A 19,586-nucleotide genomic window follows, 5' to 3' on the forward strand; every position below is an offset into this window, starting at 1 on the left:
AGAGGAGGGCCGGGCCCTCCCCGCAAAACGAAAAAACAAAGATCAGCAAAGCCTGCCGTACGGGGATCACCCCTAACGGACGGAGGCCATGTCCTCCTCGGCGGCCTTGACAAGGTCAGCACCGATCTTGGCGGTCCAGTCCTTGCGGACGCCTTCCGTGGCCTTGGCCAGGGCGGCGATTTGTTCGTTGCTCAGGCGGGACACCGTCATGCCGTTGGCTTCCATGACCGCGTAGCAATCCGTGGTCTCGGGCAGCTTGCCGATGCTCTTGAGGTAGGCCAGGGCGGAACCGTCGTCCATGCCCAGACGGGAAAGGGCCTTGCCGTACTTTTCCGTTTCGGCGGCGCATTCCAGCAGCAGCTTCTGGTCTTCAGGGCTGAAGGACTTCCAGACGCGGGGGTTAACGCCCAGCATCAGGGGGTCGATGATGTAGTGCCAGTCGCAGTGGAACTTGTGGTAATCCCAGATTTTGAGCGGGATGTTGATGCCGTTGGTGGGGTTTTCCTGACCGTCCACCACGCCCTGCTGGAAGCCGGTGGTGGCTTCGCTCCAGTTCATGTTCACAGGGTTGGCGCCTAGGGCACGGAAGGTTTCGATGAAGATGGGGCTGCCCACCACACGGATCTTCAGGCCGCGCAGGTCCTCAGGCTTGGTGATGGGGCCCTTGGAGGTGGTCAGCTCGCGGAAGCCGTTCTCGGTCCAGCCGATGATCTTGACGCCCTTCTTTTCCACAGCCTGGGTCATCATCTTGCCGGACTTGCCGCTCAGGATGGCGTCCATGGCCTTGTAGCGGTCAGGCTGCACGGCCAGGAAGAAGGGCAGGGCGGGCAGGTTCAGTTCCTTGATTTGGGGCGACCAGTTGATGGTGGAGGCCAGGGCAAAGTCGATGGCGCCGTTGCGCAGCAGCAAAAATTCCGAAGTCTGCTTGCCGGCCAGCAGTTGGCTGGAGTGGTAGACCTTGATGTTGATGCGGCCCTGGCTGCGCTCGCGCACCAGGTCGGCAAAGAACGTGCCGGTCATGCCCCAGCCGGAGGTGGCGCCGGGCACGACGCTCAGTTTGTACTCGCTTTTGTACGGAGCTGCCGTTGCCGGCAGGGCCAGCAGACAGGCGCACACGGCCATGACCGCCCAGCGGTAGAAACCTTTCATGAAACATCCTCCTCAGGATAGAACGTCCTGCCGTGGCCACAGGTCCCCACGACACGCGGCAGCATCTCACAACAGCGGCAGGACGAAATACAGCACAGGCAAAATGACGACCAGGGCCAGGGTGGAAAAGATCCACAGCGCATTGGCCATGTCTACGTCGAGCCCGAACAGGGCCGGGGGCACCAGAGCCGTCATGGCAACGGGCATGCAGGAAAGGACCGTCACGACCCGGAGCGGCAGCCCCCCGTCGATGGTGCCGAGTCCAGCCAGGATGGCCAGTGGCACCAGCAGCAGGGGGACGCCGATGAATTTGACGACAGCCAGGGCCGCGGCCTCGCGCGCGTAGCAGGATACGCGGGAAAGACGCAGCCCCAGCCCGATGGCAAAAAGGAAGAGCACCGTGGCAAGGAGCATGGCGGCCGCAGCCAGAGAACCCAGCGGCGCGGGCCTAGGCACGCCCAGCATGTTGAGGGCAAGGCCCAGCCCCAGAGCGGTCAGGATGAGCAGCAGCACAGGATCAGGCCGGAAGGAGCGCAGACGGAACGCCCCTTCGCCGCCCCCGAGACGGCGTGCCACAGGGAAAGAGATGCCGAAGTAGAACATCTCTTCGCAGATGCGGAACAATGCCACGATGGCAATGGCCTTTTCCCCAAAAAACAGGACGGAGACCAGCGCCCCCACCGCCCCCAGATTGGAGAAGGTCCCGCAACAGTAAAAGCTGCCGGTACGCGGCGCATCCAGATGCAGGGCCCGGGCGACGCGCAGGGAAAGAAGGCCGCCCCAGATCCAGGAGGCGATGCCCAGGAAGGGGAGGGCCAGCAAGCGGGTATCCGGGGAGGGCAGGCCCCACAGGGAAAGCATGGCCGAGCAGGGGATGAGGCAGAAGACAGCGAAGGATTGCAGACGGTTCCGGACGTTTTCCAGCCGGGGACGGGGCATGCGCAGCAGATGCTGCGCGGCATGACCCGCGGCAAGACTGAGAAAAATGAGGCAAAGGGAAAGGAGCAACCTGTCCATAAAAACGCGATCCGGATTCTGGCATCGGCGACATGAAGGCAATACATGTCATTTCTGATTCCGATGCCCCTGTCATGCTAGGCGCAGGTCTTTGTCTTGTCAAAGCCTATCTGACTGCTTGGAAGATTGTCTGGAACGGGGGCGCAGGATAGGTTGCTCGTGCGGGCCGCGCATACGGTCATCCGGAAAGTGCGGTGGCCTTCGCGGGTACGCAGGCTCCGTACCGGTACCGCAACGGGGCCCTCTTCCTTCAAGGAGATATCGATGCAGAAAAAGATGTTTGTTTTCTTTGCCCTGCTCCTGTTCCTGCCTGCAATCGCTATGGCCAGGGATTTCAACGGATTTAGTGCCGATGTGCCCCCGGGATGGGAGGTCATCGAGGAAAAGGATGCCATGGTTGGCTTCGTCTCGCCCGGCAGGGAGGCCGTCGTGACCGTGACGGTGGCTTCATCCCGTGATGTCGATCCGGCGGCTTTTGCCGCGGAGATGGCCCAGGGGCTGGGCGGCAGTGAGCTTGTGGAGGAAGATGGCGTCTACAGTTTCGCGTTCGGGGAAAATGGCGTGGCCGTCGTACATGCTGCCGACGCGGATCTGCGTGTGATCACCATCATGGGAGAACATGCCGTCCTGGAAAGCCTGATCGACAGTATAGAGTGGCACTGAGCGCGAGAGCGCAGTGTCACAGGCTGTGAGGAGGGCGGTTACCGCAAGATTCCGGTCACGCCGGGGGGCTCCCGCTCATATCTTTCAGGCGTGAGGCGGCAGATGCGTAATGGCGGCTGACGTCCATCCGGCAGCATGGGAAAAGGCGGACATCCCTTTTTGAAGAGATGTCCGCCTTTTTACATCGTTTGCAGTCGAGAAGAGCATGACGGGACGAAACGGAAGGACAGCGCCGTTGCCGCCCGGTCCCGCAGGGATCAGGCTCCCTCGCAGGTTGGTCTGCCTTTTAGTGGTTTTGCTTGGCAGGCAGTGCCCCGCGGTGCGTCCACCAGTGGATCATGCCGACGAACAGTGCCCCACCGGCGATATTGCCCAGGGTGACGGGGATGAGGTTGTTGATGGCAAAGTTGCTCCAGGTCAGGCTGGCCAGCGCCTCGGCGGACAGGCCCGAAGCCTTGGCGAAAAGTTCGTTGCCCGCAGCCATGATGCCCGCAGGGATATAGTACATGTTGGCGACGCTGTGCTCGAAGCCGGAGGTGATGAACAGCCAGATGGGGAAGAAAATGCCCAGCATCTTGCCGGTCTGGCTGCGGGCGCTCCAGCAGAACCAGACCGCCAGACAGACGAGCCAGTTGCACATCAGACCCAGATAGAACGCGGGCAGGAAGTCCAGAGCGACCTTGCCGGCAGCGATGCGCAGGGTCACGCCGCCGAGCATCCCGGCGCCGCTGGCGAGCTGGCCGGACGTAACGATCATGTGGGCAAGGAAGATGCTGCCCAGGAAGTTGCCGATATAGACGAACAGCCAGTTGCGCAGCATGGCCGTCAGGGTGATGCGTTTTTCCGCAAGGGCCATGCACATGAGCGTGTTGCCGGTGAACAGTTCCGCTCCCGTCAGCATGACCAGCATCAGACCCACCGGGAAGATGGTGCCTGCCAGGCATTTGCCCAGGCCGTAGGCCTCCGGCCGGGCAAGCAGGTTGAAGGCGGCCATGTTGGAACCTTCCGCGGCAAAGGCGATGAAGGCCCCGGCCCAGAAGGCAAGCACGAGCTGACGCACCCAGCCGGCGTTGGCCTTTTTCTCTCCCATGGCTATCCCAAAGGCCACGGTTTCCGGTTGACTCAGCATAAGCGCATCCATGGTTCCTCCCGGGGATTGTGCTCTTTTGTACAGGGCAAAAAAAAGATTGCCCGGTGAAAACACCAAGCAACCCTTGTTTCGCGTTTTTCCCTGATTGTCAACAGGTTGTGGGGGATAGAGCATCAATCCCCCTGCGGACAGGAGTCGGCGTTCCCCTGAGGGATGCCGTCGGCGATGTCGGCCAGGATGGCCATCACGGCGGCGGCCACCCGGCGGGAAGCCTGACCGCTGGTCCCCGGCAGACCCGGATGCGGACAGGGCTGGAGTACGGTGTCTCCGGCGGCGGCCAGGTCTGCGGCAGAGGCGCAGGGGATATGCCAGCCATCCTCCACAGCGGCCGATCCGGACAGCAGCGGAGGGAGCAGCAGGGCGCGCTTGCCGGCATACAGGGCTTCCCGCTGCAGGGAAGGGGAGTCGGTCACGACAAAGGCGCCGGCACAGACGAGCGAAAGAAAGGCGGTGTGCGGCAGAGGCGGCAGGATGCGGATGCCCTCCGGGATCCGCTGTTCCCGGAAACAGGAAAGGACGGACGGATGCCGCACCAGCAGGATGGGGCGCTCCTGCCGGGCGTGCAGGGCCTGCAACCCTTCCAGCAGGGAGCGGATGTCGTCGGGGCTGCGGAGGGCCGCCGGCCGGGAAAGATAGCAGAGGATGAACTCCCCGAAGGCTGCCCCGTGGCGTTCCGCTTCTTCGAAGGGCTGCAGGCGGGGACGGTTCTGTTCGAACAGATCATAGAGGGTATCCCCTGTGACGCAGGTCCCCCGTTCCATCAGCCGGGTATGCAGGGACCGCTCGTCGGCAGGGTCGAGACAGCAAAGCAGTGTGGCCAGGCGATCCGTGATTTCGGCATGCCGTCCTTCCGGGCTGTCCATGTCTCCCGGGAGTTGCCCGGCGCCCACATGGATGACCGGGATACTGAGCTCCGTCGCGGCCAGCGCCACGGCCATCGTCGTGACGGAATGGCCGTAGACCAGCACCGCGGCAGGGGCTTCCCTGTGCATCAGCAGGCTGGCACTGCCCATGATGTGGGCCAGCAGGCTCGCATCGGAAAGGGAGGCCGGGGCCGGGCCAAGGCGATGGCACGGCGTGATGCCATAATCCTCGAGCAGGGGGGCCCAGAGGGTGGGATCGCCCTTTTCGGAAGAAAGGACAAGGCGGGGCTCCCAGGCGCGAAAGCTCCGTACCGTACGTTCTACGGGGATGTGTTGCAGCAGTTGGGAGCGGCTGCCGGCAAAGACCAGGACTCGCATGTTCATGGACCAGGCCTCCTCGTCACGAAAGCCGGTGGGGACGGCGCAACCGGGCCCACACGCTGCTGAGGGCGAACCAGACGCAGGCCACAAGGATCATGGTGGCACCGCTGGCCGTGGACATCCATTCCTGCGCCGAGAGCAGCAGACCGGCTACCCCGGACGTGATGGCCACGACCTGGGCCCACCAGAACATGCCGCCCGCCGTCTGGGCAAAGTTGCGGCCTGCCGCCGCCGGGACGATGAGCATGGCCGTGATCAGCAGCACGCCCACGGTCCAGACACAGAACATGACGACCAGAGCCAGCAGGCCGGAAAAAACATACTGCCACAGGCAGACATTGATGCCGTGGACACGCGCCATGACAGGATTGAGGGCGATATAGAGCAGGCGGTTGTAGCCGATGATCTGAAAGATCAGCAAAGCGACGAAGAGGATGGCCAGGCACAGGATCTCGCCCTGGCTCACGGTCAGCACGTCCCCATAAAGGAACTGCTGCATGGTGCGGGCCATGCCCGGCTGGCGGCTGACCACGGCCAGACCGAACGCCACGACGGCGGAAAAGACGATGCCGATGACCGTATCCGAGGAAAGGGCGCTGCCCCGGCGCACGGCCATGACGGCCAGGCCCACCAGCACGCCGAAGGCGGGCATGGACCAGTGCGGATCCACAGACAGCAGCAGGCCAAGGGCCACACCGGCAAAGGCCGAGTGCCCGATGGCATCGGAAAAAAAGGCCATACGGAAGGAGATGACCTCCACTCCCAGGGCGGCTGTCATGGGGGTGAGCAACAGGATGGCCAGCAGGGCTTGCTGCATGAAGCTCAGTTTGAGGCAGTCCAGTGGCAGCAGGGAAAACATATGGCAGATGGCGGAGATATCAGGCATGACGCTGCCCCTTGTCTTCCCTGCCCGCAGGCGCCATGCGCAGGGCGTGGCACAGGGCGCCGCATTTGTTGCAGGCGGCTTCAGGGTGTTCGCACTGGTTGGGATACAGATGGATGGGCACGCCGAAAAGTTTCATCAGCGTGGGGGCGAGCAGCGTCTGCTGGGGCGGCCCCTGGGCGACGACTTTTTTGTTCAGCCCGATGACATGGTCGGCGTAATGGGCCGCCAGAGGCAGGTTGTGGGTCACCATGAGCTGGGTGAAACCCTGCTGGCGCCGGGCAGTGTCGAGGACCTCCCAGAAAAGGCGTTCTCCCTGAAAATCGACCCCCGCCGCCGGTTCGTCCAGCAGCAGGATCTCGGGCTCACGGGCCAGGGCCGCAGCCAGCAGGACACGGCGCAGTTCCCCGCCGGAAAGATCGCTCATGCGCCGCCGGATGAGATGCTCCGCATGCACGGGCGCCAGGGCCGCGCGGGCACGCCGGGAGGCACTGCCCTTGATGCCGAGCCAGAGGGGACGGCGCTGATGCCCCAGGGAGAGGAATTCGGCCACGGTCAGGGGCAGGGCGCTGTCCATCTGCAGGTTCTGCGGCACATAGGCCAGGCGGGGTCTCCGGCCGCGGCTCCCCTGCATGCGGATCTCGCCGGTATAGGCGATCTCGTTGATGATGCAGTGCAGCAGGGTGCTTTTCCCCGCGCCATTGGGGCCGACCAGGACCGTGCTGCTCCCCTGGGGGACGGCGGCCGAGATGTCCTGCAGGATGTGGAGGTCCCCGCGACGGACATCCACATGGGCGATGTCGATGGCCGCAGGCTGATTAGTGAGAGAGGGCATTTTCAAGAATCTGACAGTTGTTGCGCATCTGCTGCTCAAAATGGTTCACAGGAGTGCCTTCCGGCCCCGAAGCCAAGGAATCCAGCTGGATGACGGGGATTCCCGTTTCTGCGGCCAGGGTCTCCAGCGGACGGGGCGAGAACTGGGGCTCGCCTATGAGCAGGACGGGCCGTTCTTTCTTGATGTGCTCGATGCATTCCAGCAGCCGGGCGGCAGAGGGGGCCTGTTCCTCGTTTTCCCGCAAAACGTCCATGACTTTCAGGCCTGCGGAACGCATCATGTACGCCAGGGAGTCATGTTGCAGCAGCACGCTGGCACCGGGATGGGCAGCCCCCAGGGCGGCAAGGCGTTTTTCCAGATCCTGCAGGCTGTTTTGCAGGGCCGCAGCATTGTTCCGGATGGTTTCAGCCTGTTCCGGGCAGGCACGGATCAGGGCTTCGGCCATGGTCCCGGCCATCTGGGACGCAGCAGCGGGAGAGGTGAAGACATGCGGGTTGTCATCATGATGATGCTCGTGCCCTTCTTCCTCATGGTCGGAGCTGCCGGCGAGCAGGGCGATGCCCTGGCTGCAGTCGGCCTTGTGGGCTTCCGCCTGGGCCAGTGCCGGGGCAAAAGGCGCCTCCAGTCCCAGGCCATTCATCAGGATCACGTCCGCGCCGGCTACTTTGGTCAGGTCGGCCGGGGTCGGCGCATAATCATGCGGGCAGCCGGTGGCGGCAGGGATCAGCAGGTCGAGCCGGACATTTTCCAGACCAGCCACCAGAGGACGGGCCAGCTGCCAGACAGGGTACGTGGTGGCCAGGACATGGAGAGGCCGGGAGGCCGCCTGTACGGGCAGGGCCAGCAGCGAGAAAAGGGCCAGGATCAGAAGGCTTGCAGCCGTTCGAGAGCTGTACCGGAGTGCGATTGCGAGCATAGGGTAAATCCGAAAATGATTTTCAAAAAACTTAGTAGAGAGGTTGGCTGTCTGTCAACCACAGACTTGCCAGCCTCTCCGGCGGGCATTATGCTGGCAGGAAGACGTCTTGGCAAGGCCTTTTGTGGCCGCCAGTGGCAGGAGGGAACGTGGTACGGATCGCCGGTGTCGTTTTGGCGGGGGGGCGTTCCCGGCGCATGGGCCGGGACAAGAGCCTGTTGCGCCTGGGAGGGGAGGCTGCCCCGACCCTGCTGGAACGGAGCGTCGCTTTGTTGGGGCCGTTGTGTGAGCAGGTCTGGGTATCATGCCGGGCAGGGCAGACCTATGCCGGGCAATGTTGCGTGCCGGACATCTTGTCGGCTTCCGGCCCCATCTGCGGTGTCCATGCGGCCCTGGTCCGCGCCCGTGAGGCAGGCATCCCTGCCGTGCTGGCACTTTCGTGTGACATGCCGCTCATGCACGCCGGCATGTTGCGACGTTTGATCGCGGCTTTTGCCGCATCTCCCCGTCAGTCTTTGATGACGGCCTTCATGGCGCCCAATGGCTGGACGGAATCCCTGGCCGCCATCTACCGGGTGGAGGCTGTCTCTTTTCTGGAAGCTGCGGTGGCGCAAGGGCACTTCAAGATGCGGGAAGCCGTGCCCCTGGAGCTGCAATGCTTCGAACATTATCGCACGGAAGATGCCCGTGCATTCTTCAATGTCAATACGCCGCAGGATCTGCAACAGGCCGCCGTCCTGAGCGGTATCACGGCACAGGAGCCGGGTGGGAAATTTGCCGAAATCCCTGACCGGGCTTGAATCTGCGTCCTGCTTGGGATATTATGCACAATATCCTGCAAATCGTTTTCCCGGCCTCCTGTAAAGCGGCGGAGCTTTGCCGCCCCTTGTTTTTCCGGACGAGGAAGAGAATGTTTTTAAGCAAATTTTTCAAACGGTTTACCAGCGATAAAAAAAACGAGTCTTCTGCGGACAGCAGCCCTGAACATACGTTTGCTGTCCGCCATCATCGTTTCAAACTGTTTCTGACGGCCTGGAACAAATTCCAGGAGAACATGACCTCCCTGGAGTACACCCTGTGCTGTGACCATCCCTTCGGCCTGCACCGGGTGCGGGCCCTGTGCACCAGTGTCGCCACGCAGGTATACCAGTGCATCCAGCACCTCGAACGGCTCAACCCTTCCCAGTGCAAGGCCCTGTACGAACGCTTCGACCATCTGCAAACAGCGGTCGCCAGTGAGGTCTACCCGCGTGTGCAGCTGCTGGAAGGGCCCTACATCATCCCGCTGGAGGAGGCGGGCCGGGCGGCGGAAGTCCATCTGGCCGACAAATCCACGGCCCGCCTGGGCGAGTTGCGCCGTCATAGCCCCGACGTGGTGCCTGACGGTTTTGTGGTGACGGCCGCAGGTTGCATGAGCCTTTTTGCCGGCACCGGGATGCTGGAAGAGATGAACCGGCGCATCCAGGCCGCAGGAGGCTATCTTCCCGAGACCTTGCAGGATCTTTCGGAAAGCCTGAGCGAACTGACGGAAAGCACGCCCCTGCCGGACAGGCTGGTGGAAGAATTTTGTGCCGCGCTGGCGGAACTGCGCAAAAGATGCCCGGGTGAGATGCGCCTGCTGTTCAAGGGGCGTTTGTGGCCCTGCATGGATGACGGCGAAGATACGCCGGGTACGGATCCCGGGCTTCTGGTCTGGGGTCCCACGGTCTCCCTGAACGCGCCCGATATGGACATCCTGGCCTCCCTGCATACGACGCTGGCCCGCAAGCAGCAGGCCCAGGCCCTGGTTTACCGGCGTGCCCGCGGCCTGATGGAAGCCAATGCCCGCATCTGCATCACCTGCCTTGCCGTGGAGGAGGGCAGTTTCGGCGGCATGGCCCATACGGCCAACCCCATCGACCTGAAGGGCGGCAACGTCCACATCTATTTCTGTAACGGCCTGCCGCAGGACATGGAATACTCTCTGGTGCCCGTCAACGTGATGCACGTTTCCCGGACACCGCCGTACAAGGTCAGCGCCCGATGTATGCATGATGCCGAAGACGGCAGCGCGTTTTCCGATCAGGCGGCCGCTGAGGTGGCGGCCCTGGCCATGGCGCTGGAAAACATGTCCGGCTGCCCCCAGTCCATGGTGTGGTTGCGTACGCCCTCAGGCCGGACGCAGGTGCTCATGGCCCGTCCCATGGTCATCAAGGCCCGGACCCAGGAAGAGCGCGAGGAAGAGGCCGAGTCCCGCGCGGACGACAATCTGCCCGCGCCCCTGCTGACCGGCGGCGTCACCACCAGCCGTGGCCGGGCCTGCGGCCCGGTGGTCATCGCCCGTTCCTGGTCCGATGTTCTGGATTTTCCGGACGGCGGCATCCTGGTGGTGCAGCGCGACTTGTACCAGTGGGCCTCGCTAGTGGACCGTGCCGGGGCCATCATCGCCGAGGACGGCCTGCTGGGTTCGCGTTTGTTCTCCCTGGCCCGCGAATTCGGCATCCCGGCCATGTTCGGTCTGGCCGGAGCCATGGAAAAGCTGACTCCGGGCGACAAGGTGACGGTCTGCACGGAGATGGGCTGTGTCTTCACCGGCCAGCTGGACGAGCTGCTGGCGCAGGCCCGCCCGCCCCGTGACTATCTGCCCGGCAGCCCTGTGTACCGGGTGCTGCAGCATGCGGCGGAGCATATCCTGCCCCTGACCATCGACGTGGACAGCGTGGACTTCAAGGCGGCCAACTGCCAGACCTATCACGATATCGCCCGTTACTGCCACGAAAAGGCCGTCAGCGCCATGTTCACCCTGGGCTCAGACAAGCAGTACGCGGCCCAGCGCATCAAACAGCTGCGGGACAAGGTCCTCAAGCAGTTCTGGGTCGTGAACCTCAATGACGGTTTCGGCAAGGTCCAGCCCGGGCCGGTCATCGACGTGGAGGACATCACCTCCATCCCCATGCAGGCTGTCTGGCGCGGCATGAACGCCTACCCCTGGCAGGGCCCCCCGCCGGTGGACGGCAAAGGCTTCCTTTCCGTGCTGTTCGAGGCCACGGCCAATCCCAATCTGGATCCGGCGGCACAGACGGCCTATTTTACGGAAAAGAACTATTTCATGGTCTCGCGCGACTATTGCAGCCTGCATTCGCGCTTCGGCTTCCATTTCGTCTCTGTCGAAGCCCGTCTGGGGGACCGTACACCGGAGAATTATGTGGCCTTCCAGCTGCGCGGCGGGGCGGCCAATATCGAACGCCGCATCCTGCGAGTGCGCTTCGTGGCCGATCTGTTGTGGGAATTCGGCCTGACGCCGGTGGTCCGCAATGACGCCGTGACCGCGCGCCTTGAGGGCATGGACATGGAAGAAGGGCAGTGCCTGCTGGCTGTGGCGGGCTATCTGACCATCCATACCCGCCAGCTGGACATGATCATGCAGGACAGCGCCAAGGTGGCGGCGACCCGCAAGACCATGCTGAACCATTGCCGTATATTGCTGACTGGTGGAGACCTTTCCCAGATTTCAGCCAAGGAGGAGTAGATGCCTTCCACACGGGAATACAGACGCATCTTCCGCCGTCTGTTCGTCACGCATCTGGGGCTTGCCCTTTTGCCGCTGGTGGCATTGGGGATCTTCAGCATAGACCGCATCAATTCCATCTATGATGAAAAGATCTCTGCCGGTATCGAAGCCGTTTGCAGCAGTAAACACCGGGCTTTGGATACCTTTTTGCATGAGCGTGTTTCCCAGATAAAAACGCTGGCCTTCACGCATGACCTTGCCGAATTGCGGGATCCTGACCGCCTGAGCCGTATCTTCACGGTCATGCAGCAGAGCGGGCGCTCGTTCGTGGATCTTGGCATCATCGGCATGGACGGCCGCCACATCTCCTATGTGGGGCCGTTCGACCTGCGCGATGCCAACTACGTCAATGCCCCCTGGTTCACGGAGGTATTGCGCAAGGGCGTTTTCGTCAGCGACGTGTTCATGGGCTTCCGCAATGTGCCGCATTTCATCATCGCCGTCTTGCGTCATGAAGGGGGCGAGAGCTTCATCATGCGTGCCACCATCGACATGGAAGCCATCAACGGTCTGTTGCAGCGCGTGTACTCCGGGGAGCGTAGTGATGCCTTCCTGATCAACGAGCAGGGCGTGCTGCAGACCGATTCCCGTGACTACGGCCGCATCCTTGAGCACTTCGACGTCACCTTGCCCAATGTGCTGCGCCAGGGCATCGCTCTTGTGCCCCTGCCGTCCCAGCCGGGCGACAGCGGCAGCAAGGAGCCTTTGGCGGCCATGATGCATCTGGATGCCATGCCCTGGTTGCTGGTGGTGGTGGACGATGTGCGGGAAAGCCTGGCCCCGCTGCACCGTCTGCGCATCTATATCCTGCTTTTCGTGGGGCTGGGTGCCGTGCTGGTCACGGTGGGGGCCTTCCTGGGGACGCGCTACATCGTCTCCTGTCTGACCGCCGCCGACCGCAAGCAGGCCCATATCGATGCCCGCATGCTGCAATCCAGCAAGATGGCGGCTCTCGGCAAGATGGCCGCAGGTGTGGCCCATGAGGTCAACAATCCCCTCATGCTGATCCAGGAGAACGCCGGCTGGATCCGCGACCTGCTGCAGGACGAGAATCCCAAGAACATGGTCAATTATGACGAGATTATGGAGAGCACGGACAAGATCGAAAAGCACGTGCAGCGGGCCAAGGGGATCACGCAGCGCATGCTGGGCTTTGGCCGGCGCATGAATCCCGGCCGTTCGGAGATCATGGTCAACGTGCTGGTGGACCAGGCGACGGAGTTCCTCAAGACCGAGGCCCGCGGCCGCAATATCGCCATCGAGAAGGAGTTCTCCGCCGATGTGCCGGTCATCCTTTCCGATTCGGCCCAGCTGGAGCAGGTGTTCATCAACATCATCGACAATGCCATCGACGCCATCGGCAAGAATGGCTCCATCACCGTGCGCACCGAACCCTGGGAAAATGGCGCACGCATCTACTTCAAGGATACGGGGCCGGGCATGGACGAAGAGACCATGCAGCGCATCTTCGATCCTTTCTTCACCACAAAGGCAGTGGGCGAGGGTACAGGGCTTGGCCTGGCCATCTGCTTTACGATTCTGGAAAAGCTTGGTGGCCGTATAGAGGTCAACAGCGTTGTGGGGCAGGGGACGACATTCTGCATCAGCCTGCCCGCGGAACCGCCGAGCCAACCCCTTGAAACCAGCGAAGACGCTTAGGAGCATGCCATGCACGCACTCTTTGTTGATGATGAAGTGGAATTCCTGCAGCTGATGGAAAAACGTCTGTCCCGTCGCGGCATGACCATCGTGACGGCTCCTGACGGGCAGAGCGCGCTGGATATCGTCACAGAGGCCATGAAGCAGCCCGAGACCATGTTCCAGGTGGTGGTCATGGACGTGCGCATGCCCGGCATGGATGGGCTGGAAACGCTGCGCCACATGAAGAAGATCGCGCCCAAACTGCCTGTCCTGCTGCTGACGGGCCATGCCTCCCTCGGCGTGGCCGTGCAGGGCATGGATCTGGGGGCCTATGACTATATGCTGAAACCCGTGGCCATCAACGAGCTGATCATCAAGATGGAGGAGGCGGTTCGCGCCGCTGCGTGATATGTCCATATTCACACGATTGCGACACTTGCTGGGCGGGCAGAAAGAGCTGAGCCCCGAGGATCTGGCACGCGAGGAAGAGCTGAAAAAGCAGCTCCGCGAACGTTGTGCCCGTTTCCGTCGCCTGCTGTCCTCCAACAAGAACGCGCTCGAGATCATGAGCGAAGTGGAAGAGGCCCTGGCCGGTTCGCGTCCCTTCGGCATGAGCTATGTCCGCGGTGCCGGTACGCGGGCGGCAACGGCCGTGTACCAGATGGTACGCGAACTGAACGCGCTTTCCGACAACCACTACGAAAGTTTGCAGACCGCTTTCAATGATGTCAGCGGCCGCATCACGGACGTGCTGGAGCGGAAGAGCCTGGTCACGGACGGCCCCTTGCTGCTGCCCCTGACGGACATCCGTCTGGGCGACATGCCGCAGGTCGGCGGCAAAATGGCCAATCTTGGCGAAGTCTCCGCCAATGTGGGGCTAGCCGTGCCGGATGGTTTTGCCGTGACGGTCAATGCCTATCATGCCTTCATGGAATACAACGGGCTGCGTGACGAGATCTCCCGCCGTATCCAGAGCGCGGACATGGACAGCATGGACGACCTGTTCAGCCTGTCCGCCGCATTGCAGCAGTGCATCCTCAACGCGCCCTTGCCGCCGCAGCTGGAGCAGGCCATCGAAGAGGCCGTGGCGGGCATGGTGGAACGTTGCGGCAGCGAGCTGCGTCTTGCCCTGCGCAGCAGCGCCGTGGGCGAGGATGCCTTGGGCGTGACCTTTGCGGGGCAGTACCGCTCGGAGCTCAATGTCCTGCCCGAAGAAGCCTGCGAGGTCTGGAAAGAGATCGTGGCCAGCAAATACGCGGTCACGGCCATGAGCTACCGTTTCCAGCGCGGCATCCCGGATGAGGCGGCGCCCATGAGTGTGGGCGTGCTCAGCATGGTGCAGGCGCTGGCCGGCGGTGTGGCCTACAGTCGTGACCCCGTGGCCAGCCGGCAGGGACGGGGACAGGTGACGCTCAATGCCGTTCCCGGGCTGCCCCAGGCCGTGGTGGACGGGGCCGTCACACCGGACGTGTTCGCCTTCAGTCGGCAGAATCCGCCGGAACTGCTTGAAAAGCACATCGCCCACAAGGCTTTTCGCCTGGATTGCGCTCCCGAGGCGGCTCAGGGCGTCAGCCGTTCCGATCTGGAAGGGGAGGCCGCTGTCCGTCCCAGCCTGACGGATGCCCAGGCCCGCGAGCTGGCGCAGGTGGCCCTGGCACTGGAAGAATTCTACAATGAACCGCAGGACGTGGAATGGGCGCTGGAACCCTATGAAGGCAACACGCGCATCGTGGTCCTGCAAAGCCGTCCGCTGTTCGAAAGCGTACCCGACCAGACGGAAGAAGCTCCGGCGGCAGTGGCCGGGGAAGAGGACCCGGGGGATCTGCCCGTCCTGGCGCAGGGCGGCATGGCCGTCAGCTCCGGGGTGGCCGTGGGGCCGGTTTTCGTGGCCCGCAAGGATGCGGACATGCTGTCTTTCCCGCGTGGCGGCATCCTGGTCATCGAGCGGGCGCAGCCCCGCTGGGCCACGCTGCTTTCCCGGGCCGCAGGCTTGATCAGCGAGACGGGCGGCATGGCCGGACACCTGGCCTCTGTGGCGCGCGAATACAAGCTCCCGGCCCTGTTCAGCCTGAAGGATGCCAGCCAGCTGCTGGAAAATGCCGGTGAGGTCACGCTGCTGGCCGACCGGGGCACGGTACTGGCCGGGAGCCATCCCGAATTGATCCCGGCGGGAGCGACGCCCCCCAACCTTATGGCCGGGAGTCCTGTGTACCAGCGCCTCAAGGAGTTGGCGGCCCTGATGACGCCCCTGCATCTGTTGGACCCGGATTCGCCGGACTTCTCGCCGGCCAACTGCACGAGCCTGCACGACATCACCCGCTTCTGCCATGAAAAGGCCGTGGGCCTGATGTTCGACAGCGAGGCGGCCCTCAACCGCAACATGGGCAAACAGCTCAAGGTGGGCGTCAAGCTGCAATATTGGGTCATCGACATGGATGATGGCTTCAAGCGCAGTATCAGCGGGCCTCTGGTGGAGCTGGGAGACATCGCCTGCAAGCCCATGCTGGCCTTGTGGAACGGCATGGTGGCCGTGCCCTGGGCCGGACCGCCGGCGACCAGCGCCTCGGGCTTCATGAGCGTCGTGTTCGAGAGCACCATGAACCGGGAGCTGGAAAGTACGGCACCTACGGCCATGGCTGACAAGAACTTCTTCATCATCGCCTCGCGCTATATGATCCTGCAGGCCCGGTACGGGTACCATTTCTGCACGGTGGAATGCCTTGCGGGCGAGGATGAGCACGAGAACTTCGTCAGCTTCCAGTTCAAGGGCGGGGCAGCGGACGTCAGCCGCCGCATCCTGCGTGCCAGGATGCTGGCCGATTTGCTGGAGACCCACGGTTTCCGCGTGGACATCAAGAATGACTCCATGTTTGCCGTGGCGGAAGCGTATGATGCCGAAGAGACCCTGCGCCGGACGCGCCTGATCGGCTATCTGCTGATCCACAGCCGTCAGGTGGACATGATCATGAAGGATACCGTGCGTGCGGCGGCCCTCAAGGAAAAGCTAGCCGGAGACATGGCAACGCTGATGGCAAAGCCCTTGCAATTCAGCTGATCGACGGCTGCGGTTGACACACGTGCGGGGTTATATTAGAAGACGGCATGCCTTTTCCGTTCTGGAAAAGGCAGCTTGGGCAGTTAGCTCAGCTGGTTGAGCACCGCCCTTACAAGGCGGGGGCCACAGGTTCAAGTCCTGTACTGCCCACCAAGGAAATCAAGGGGTTACGGATTTATCCGTAACCCCTTTTTCTTTTGTCCCAACACCATTCCCAACACGCACGCGAAAAAATAGCACCAAGTGATGAAAAATCTTCGTGCGTAATCATGCTGCTTGTCTGCGGATTACCTTCAATAAGTTTGCGGCGCTATTGGCAGCAATTTGCGCGCGTATTGGCAGCAGAAAAGCAAAAAGCAAGGCGGGATTTCTCCCGCCTTTTTTCGTTAGTCCTGTTGTCGTTTGGGGTATGGAAGTATCGGCATGCGCAGGCGCTTGATCCAGTCCGTTTTCAGGAAGCGGACATAGCGGAACTGCCGCAGCTTATGCAGCTTTGCCCGTTCTAGGTTGGCCCGCAGGTGTGCTCCACGCTTGCCGCTCTTGAGGTGGGCCGTTACCAGCAATTTATGGTAGACCTCGCCGTCCAGCTCATAGAACGGGCTTGTGTGGCTGCCTAGGTACAGAAAGCTGCATGCCTGATAGACCACGCCCAGCCCCTGGCAGCGCTCATCAGCAAAGGACTGTACCCAGGCCACGGACGGGCAGGCGCGACGGATGTACTTCAGGGCGTAGCTGATGGCCCGGCTCTCGCTGTTGCGCGGGGCATCGTCCGACAGCCACATACGGTTCAGCTCCAGGTATTGTCCTTGTGTAGTGTTTGCCACCACTTTGCCAGCTCTGGCCGGATTGAGGGCATAGCCCCATTGCAGGACGCCAACGAACGCTCCCTCGCGGTAAACGCCCAGGTGCAGGTAGCTGTTGTTGACTACGCGGTGGCTGTAGTGGTGTTCGATGATGACGGCGCGGGCCGTGGCACAAGGGATCTGGGCCACATAAAAGTCGGCCGTGCCGAAGCCCTGCGGCCCTGTTGCCCCCATGATGTAGCCGGGCGGCCCGGCCAGGGGCGGCAGCCAGTCGCTCAGGACCGGCGGATGATATGGTCGTCTGCGTTTTGCGGCCACGGTGCCTCCACAGGAGAGGCTCCACGGCCTGCATGATCGGGGCGCGTGGCCCGCAGAATGGTGTACGCCCCACAGCGGGGGCACTTGAACTCGATATGGGCATCTTCGGCCCGGCCTCTGGCCAGCAGTTTGCCGCAATGGCGGCAGCGGATCTCGGTAATAGTCTCCATCTCTAACGGTTATGGGTTGCGCCCCGGTGTCCGCCCTGATAGGCTGTTGCGCGCTCGTCCCGAGCACTACAGTCGGCGGATACTCCGCACGGGATTCCCCTTCCCGTGTGGGGCCGTGGCGGGCTTGTCAGGCCCGTCGGTGGGGGCGCTACGACGCCCCCGCCACTGTCAAATCTTGTCCAGCCGCAGGCCGGGTGCGGCGTTGACCGCTTTTTTCTTCAGCCTGTAGCGCGTGTGCTGATAGACGCGCAGCAGCATGGTCGGGTCAGCATGGCCCATGACCTCCGCCACCGCTTTCACGTCCGCGCCATGCTCAAGGGCTTCCGTGGGCATGGCATGGCGCAGGCTATAGGGCGTTATGCGCCGCGTGATGCCCGCCGCTTTTCGGGCCTGATGCCAGGCATGGCCTATGCAGCGCACAGGGCGTCCCTGCCAGTGGATGACCCACGGGCAGCCCTGTTTCTCGTCTTCCTCTTTCCACGCCCGCAGCAGGGGCAGGATGTCGTCCCGGATGGGGACGATCCTACTGTCATCCCGCGAGCCCTTGGCAGCGTTGGGCATCCTCATATAGCCCGCCGCCAGATCCACATCCGCCCATGCAAGCCGAAAAAGCTCGCTGGGGCCGATACGCGGCCCGGCCGCCATGCCTAGGACGATCACACGCCGGATATGCGGCGCGGCTACCTTATACATGCGCGCAGCCTCGGCCCGCGTGGGCGGATCGATGCGCCGTGCCCTGGGGCGGTGCAGCCGGAAACCCGCCAGAGGCGACGCGGGCAGGCGGCCCGTCTCCACTGCCCAGGCCAAGACGGTACGCCACAGGCGGACGCGGTGGTGCGCTGTGGTGGCCATGACGCCGCGTGTTTTCTGGACCGCCAGAAACTCCCGTACTTGATCCGCCCCCACCCGGCGGGCCTGCCAGCCCCCGAACAGGGCCAGCAGCTGGTTGAGGTGATGCCGGGTACTGGTGCGGGTCACGTCCCGCGTGATCTGGTGGGCCAGATAGTCCTCTGCCAGTTGGCGGGCCGTCATGGTCGCCCGTTTGTGTTTTGTTGCCATATGGCCTCCTTGTGGGAGGCCATTGCATCAAAATGCGTATACCTCGGCCAGCGAGGCGGGGAATGGGCGCGGGAAAAGCGCGTCATGGATGGCGTGCATCATGGCACGGGCAGCACGTTGGGGATGCAGACCGCCTGTCCCCGTCCCCATGCCGGGGATGGCCAGACTATTCAGGCCAGCCAGCAGGGCGCAACGCACGGCGGCCCGTGTGGCCAGATAGGCTGGCTCTGCCGTCTCTAGAGCGCGCGGCACGCGCATGGTAGGAGCGCAGATGCACCAGGGGATGGGCGGATAACCTGTCTCAACCTGCAATGCCTGCCCCACCAACAACTCGCCGTCGGCCTTTTCCCGAATCATCCGTTGCAGGCGTTGCTGGAGTTGCGGGCCGAAATACTGCGTATAGAGAGCATCCAGTCCCCCGTCCATGAATCCGAACGAATTTGCGGGGCTGGTGACAGCATCCACCTTCACGTGGATGATGCTTTCCCGCAAGACCTCTACACTTCCCTCCAGTTTTGGGGGCAGATATCGCCGCCAGGCATCCACTATGTCCGGCTGTACGTCGCACAGCGTGATTAGCATCCTGCCCCCCTTACGCCTTCACCCAGGTGGGAATTTCCGGCCACGGCGTCTCCTCTCCGCCACCATCCCAGGGCGCTCCCTCCTGCGAGGGCAGATCGCGCAGGGACTGACGGTAAGATTGCAGGACGGTGCGCTGGCCCTCGGAGAGGGGATAGTCCGGCATCAGCAGATAATCGGTCTCAGCCAGGCGCCGGTCACGTTCCGCGCGCAGGCGCTCGAACCGGCCTCCCTCACTGTTGAACTCAGCCAGACGGGCGGCCTCTGCCTCGGCGGCAGTCTGCTCCAGACGATTCTGCTCCTGCTCCCAAGCCGTTACATAGGGGGCCACCAGCGTGTCATAGTCCTCCGGGGCCAGCGCCTGATTGGGACCATTGATCCATTCGGTGTGTCCACTTTTTCCATTCCACTGGAGCGCATGCATCCCGTCTGGAGATGTATAGTCGAAGCACAGGGCGTACCCATCCACGATGATGAGACGGTCATCAGGGACAACGGTTACTCTGGGCATGTCTTTTCTCCTTGTTTTTTTGCCACATGGCGGGGGTGAAAAT

The 19,586-nt window shown here is 62.7% G+C and carries 18 protein-coding genes and 1 tRNA gene; 7 read left to right on the forward strand and 12 right to left on the reverse strand.

Annotated elements, in window-relative coordinates; genetic code table 11:
* Positions 1-72 precede the first annotated feature (72 nt).
* Entirely contained in the window at positions 73-1,149 is a 1,077-nt protein-coding gene (gene dctP, locus DESPIG_RS04415) for a TRAP transporter substrate-binding protein DctP (protein WP_006005483.1), read from the reverse strand.
* A 66-nt stretch (positions 1,150-1,215) separates the two neighbouring features.
* On the reverse strand, positions 1,216-2,166 hold the full coding sequence (locus DESPIG_RS04420; RefSeq protein WP_006005484.1) for an AEC family transporter: 951 nt from the start codon (positions 2,164-2,166) through the stop codon (positions 1,216-1,218).
* A 264-nt stretch (positions 2,167-2,430) separates the two neighbouring features.
* Here DESPIG_RS04420 and DESPIG_RS04425 point away from each other — a divergent pair, with 264 nt between their 5' ends.
* Positions 2,431-2,829, forward strand: a complete 399-nt coding sequence (locus DESPIG_RS04425) for a hypothetical protein (protein ID WP_006005487.1) — start codon at positions 2,431-2,433, stop codon at positions 2,827-2,829.
* A 286-nt stretch (positions 2,830-3,115) separates the two neighbouring features.
* On the opposite strand, the gene DESPIG_RS04430 is transcribed toward DESPIG_RS04425, so the two are convergent.
* The 5 genes from DESPIG_RS04430 to DESPIG_RS04450 all read right to left on the reverse strand — a co-directional run bounded on the left by DESPIG_RS04430 (position 3,116) and on the right by DESPIG_RS04450 (position 7,857).
* Positions 3,116-3,919: a formate/nitrite transporter family protein gene (locus DESPIG_RS04430; protein ID WP_211204911.1), complete on the reverse strand. Its 804-nt coding sequence runs from the start codon at positions 3,917-3,919 to the stop codon at positions 3,116-3,118.
* Between the two features lie 173 nt (positions 3,920-4,092).
* Positions 4,093-5,226 carry a UDP-N-acetylglucosamine 2-epimerase gene (locus DESPIG_RS04435; RefSeq protein ID WP_006005493.1) on the reverse strand — a complete coding sequence of 378 codons (1,134 nt, stop codon included), beginning with the start codon at positions 5,224-5,226 and terminating at the stop codon, positions 4,093-4,095.
* A 16-nt stretch (positions 5,227-5,242) separates the two neighbouring features.
* The gene (locus DESPIG_RS04440; RefSeq protein WP_006005495.1) at positions 5,243-6,109 is read right to left on the reverse strand and encodes a metal ABC transporter permease; all 867 of its coding nucleotides are present in this window, start codon (positions 6,107-6,109) and stop codon (positions 5,243-5,245) included.
* Positions 6,102-6,941, reverse strand: coding sequence for a metal ABC transporter ATP-binding protein (locus DESPIG_RS04445; protein WP_006005497.1), 840 nt, complete (start codon positions 6,939-6,941; stop codon positions 6,102-6,104). The genes DESPIG_RS04440 and DESPIG_RS04445 overlap by 8 nt, the downstream gene beginning before the upstream one ends.
* Positions 6,925-7,857, reverse strand: coding sequence for a metal ABC transporter substrate-binding protein (locus DESPIG_RS04450; RefSeq protein WP_006005498.1), 933 nt, complete (start codon positions 7,855-7,857; stop codon positions 6,925-6,927). Before DESPIG_RS04450 ends, DESPIG_RS04445 begins: the two co-directional genes overlap by 17 nt.
* A 149-nt stretch (positions 7,858-8,006) precedes the next feature.
* Between DESPIG_RS04450 and mobA the strand changes: the two genes are divergently transcribed.
* The 6 genes from mobA to DESPIG_RS04480 all read left to right on the forward strand — a co-directional run bounded on the left by mobA (position 8,007) and on the right by DESPIG_RS04480 (position 16,256).
* The gene (gene mobA / locus DESPIG_RS12750; RefSeq protein ID WP_147589073.1) at positions 8,007-8,657 is read left to right on the forward strand and encodes a molybdenum cofactor guanylyltransferase; all 651 of its coding nucleotides are present in this window, start codon (positions 8,007-8,009) and stop codon (positions 8,655-8,657) included.
* A gap of 254 nt (positions 8,658-8,911) precedes the next feature.
* Positions 8,912-11,365: a PEP/pyruvate-binding domain-containing protein gene (locus DESPIG_RS04460; RefSeq protein ID WP_246118372.1), complete on the forward strand. Its 2,454-nt coding sequence runs from the start codon at positions 8,912-8,914 to the stop codon at positions 11,363-11,365.
* Positions 11,366-13,066 carry a sensor histidine kinase gene (locus tag DESPIG_RS04465; RefSeq protein ID WP_006005504.1) on the forward strand — a complete coding sequence of 567 codons (1,701 nt, stop codon included), beginning with the start codon at positions 11,366-11,368 and terminating at the stop codon, positions 13,064-13,066. It begins immediately after the preceding gene.
* Between the two features lie 9 nt (positions 13,067-13,075).
* Positions 13,076-13,456 carry a response regulator gene (locus tag DESPIG_RS04470; protein ID WP_006005507.1) on the forward strand — a complete coding sequence of 127 codons (381 nt, stop codon included), beginning with the start codon at positions 13,076-13,078 and terminating at the stop codon, positions 13,454-13,456.
* A gap of 1 nt (position 13,457) precedes the next feature.
* Complete coding sequence (locus DESPIG_RS04475; RefSeq protein ID WP_006005509.1) at positions 13,458-16,103, forward strand: PEP/pyruvate-binding domain-containing protein; 2,646 nt, start codon at positions 13,458-13,460, stop codon at positions 16,101-16,103.
* Between the two features lie 77 nt (positions 16,104-16,180).
* Positions 16,181-16,256, forward strand: a tRNA-Val gene (locus DESPIG_RS04480).
* 233 nt (positions 16,257-16,489) lie between these two features.
* Here the strand turns inward: DESPIG_RS04480 and DESPIG_RS04485 are convergent.
* From DESPIG_RS04485 to DESPIG_RS04500, 5 genes are all read right to left on the reverse strand, one after another.
* Complete coding sequence (locus DESPIG_RS04485; RefSeq protein WP_040369265.1) at positions 16,490-17,224, reverse strand: Mom family adenine methylcarbamoylation protein; 735 nt, start codon at positions 17,222-17,224, stop codon at positions 16,490-16,492.
* Positions 17,182-17,394: a Com family DNA-binding transcriptional regulator gene (locus tag DESPIG_RS13140; protein ID WP_081446818.1), complete on the reverse strand. Its 213-nt coding sequence runs from the start codon at positions 17,392-17,394 to the stop codon at positions 17,182-17,184. Before DESPIG_RS13140 ends, DESPIG_RS04485 begins: the two co-directional genes overlap by 43 nt.
* Before the next feature lie 168 nt (positions 17,395-17,562).
* Positions 17,563-18,453 carry a tyrosine-type recombinase/integrase gene (locus DESPIG_RS04490; protein WP_147589075.1) on the reverse strand — a complete coding sequence of 297 codons (891 nt, stop codon included), beginning with the start codon at positions 18,451-18,453 and terminating at the stop codon, positions 17,563-17,565.
* Between the two features lie 27 nt (positions 18,454-18,480).
* Complete coding sequence (locus DESPIG_RS04495; protein WP_006005517.1) at positions 18,481-19,035, reverse strand: macro domain-containing protein; 555 nt, start codon at positions 19,033-19,035, stop codon at positions 18,481-18,483.
* Between the two features lie 10 nt (positions 19,036-19,045).
* Complete coding sequence (locus DESPIG_RS04500) at positions 19,046-19,543, reverse strand: tail fiber assembly protein (protein ID WP_006005519.1); 498 nt, start codon at positions 19,541-19,543, stop codon at positions 19,046-19,048.
* Positions 19,544-19,586 lie beyond the last annotated feature (43 nt).

This window comes from Desulfovibrio piger ATCC 29098, from assembly GCF_000156375.1.
Lineage (GTDB): Bacteria > Desulfobacterota > Desulfovibrionia > Desulfovibrionales > Desulfovibrionaceae > Desulfovibrio > Desulfovibrio piger.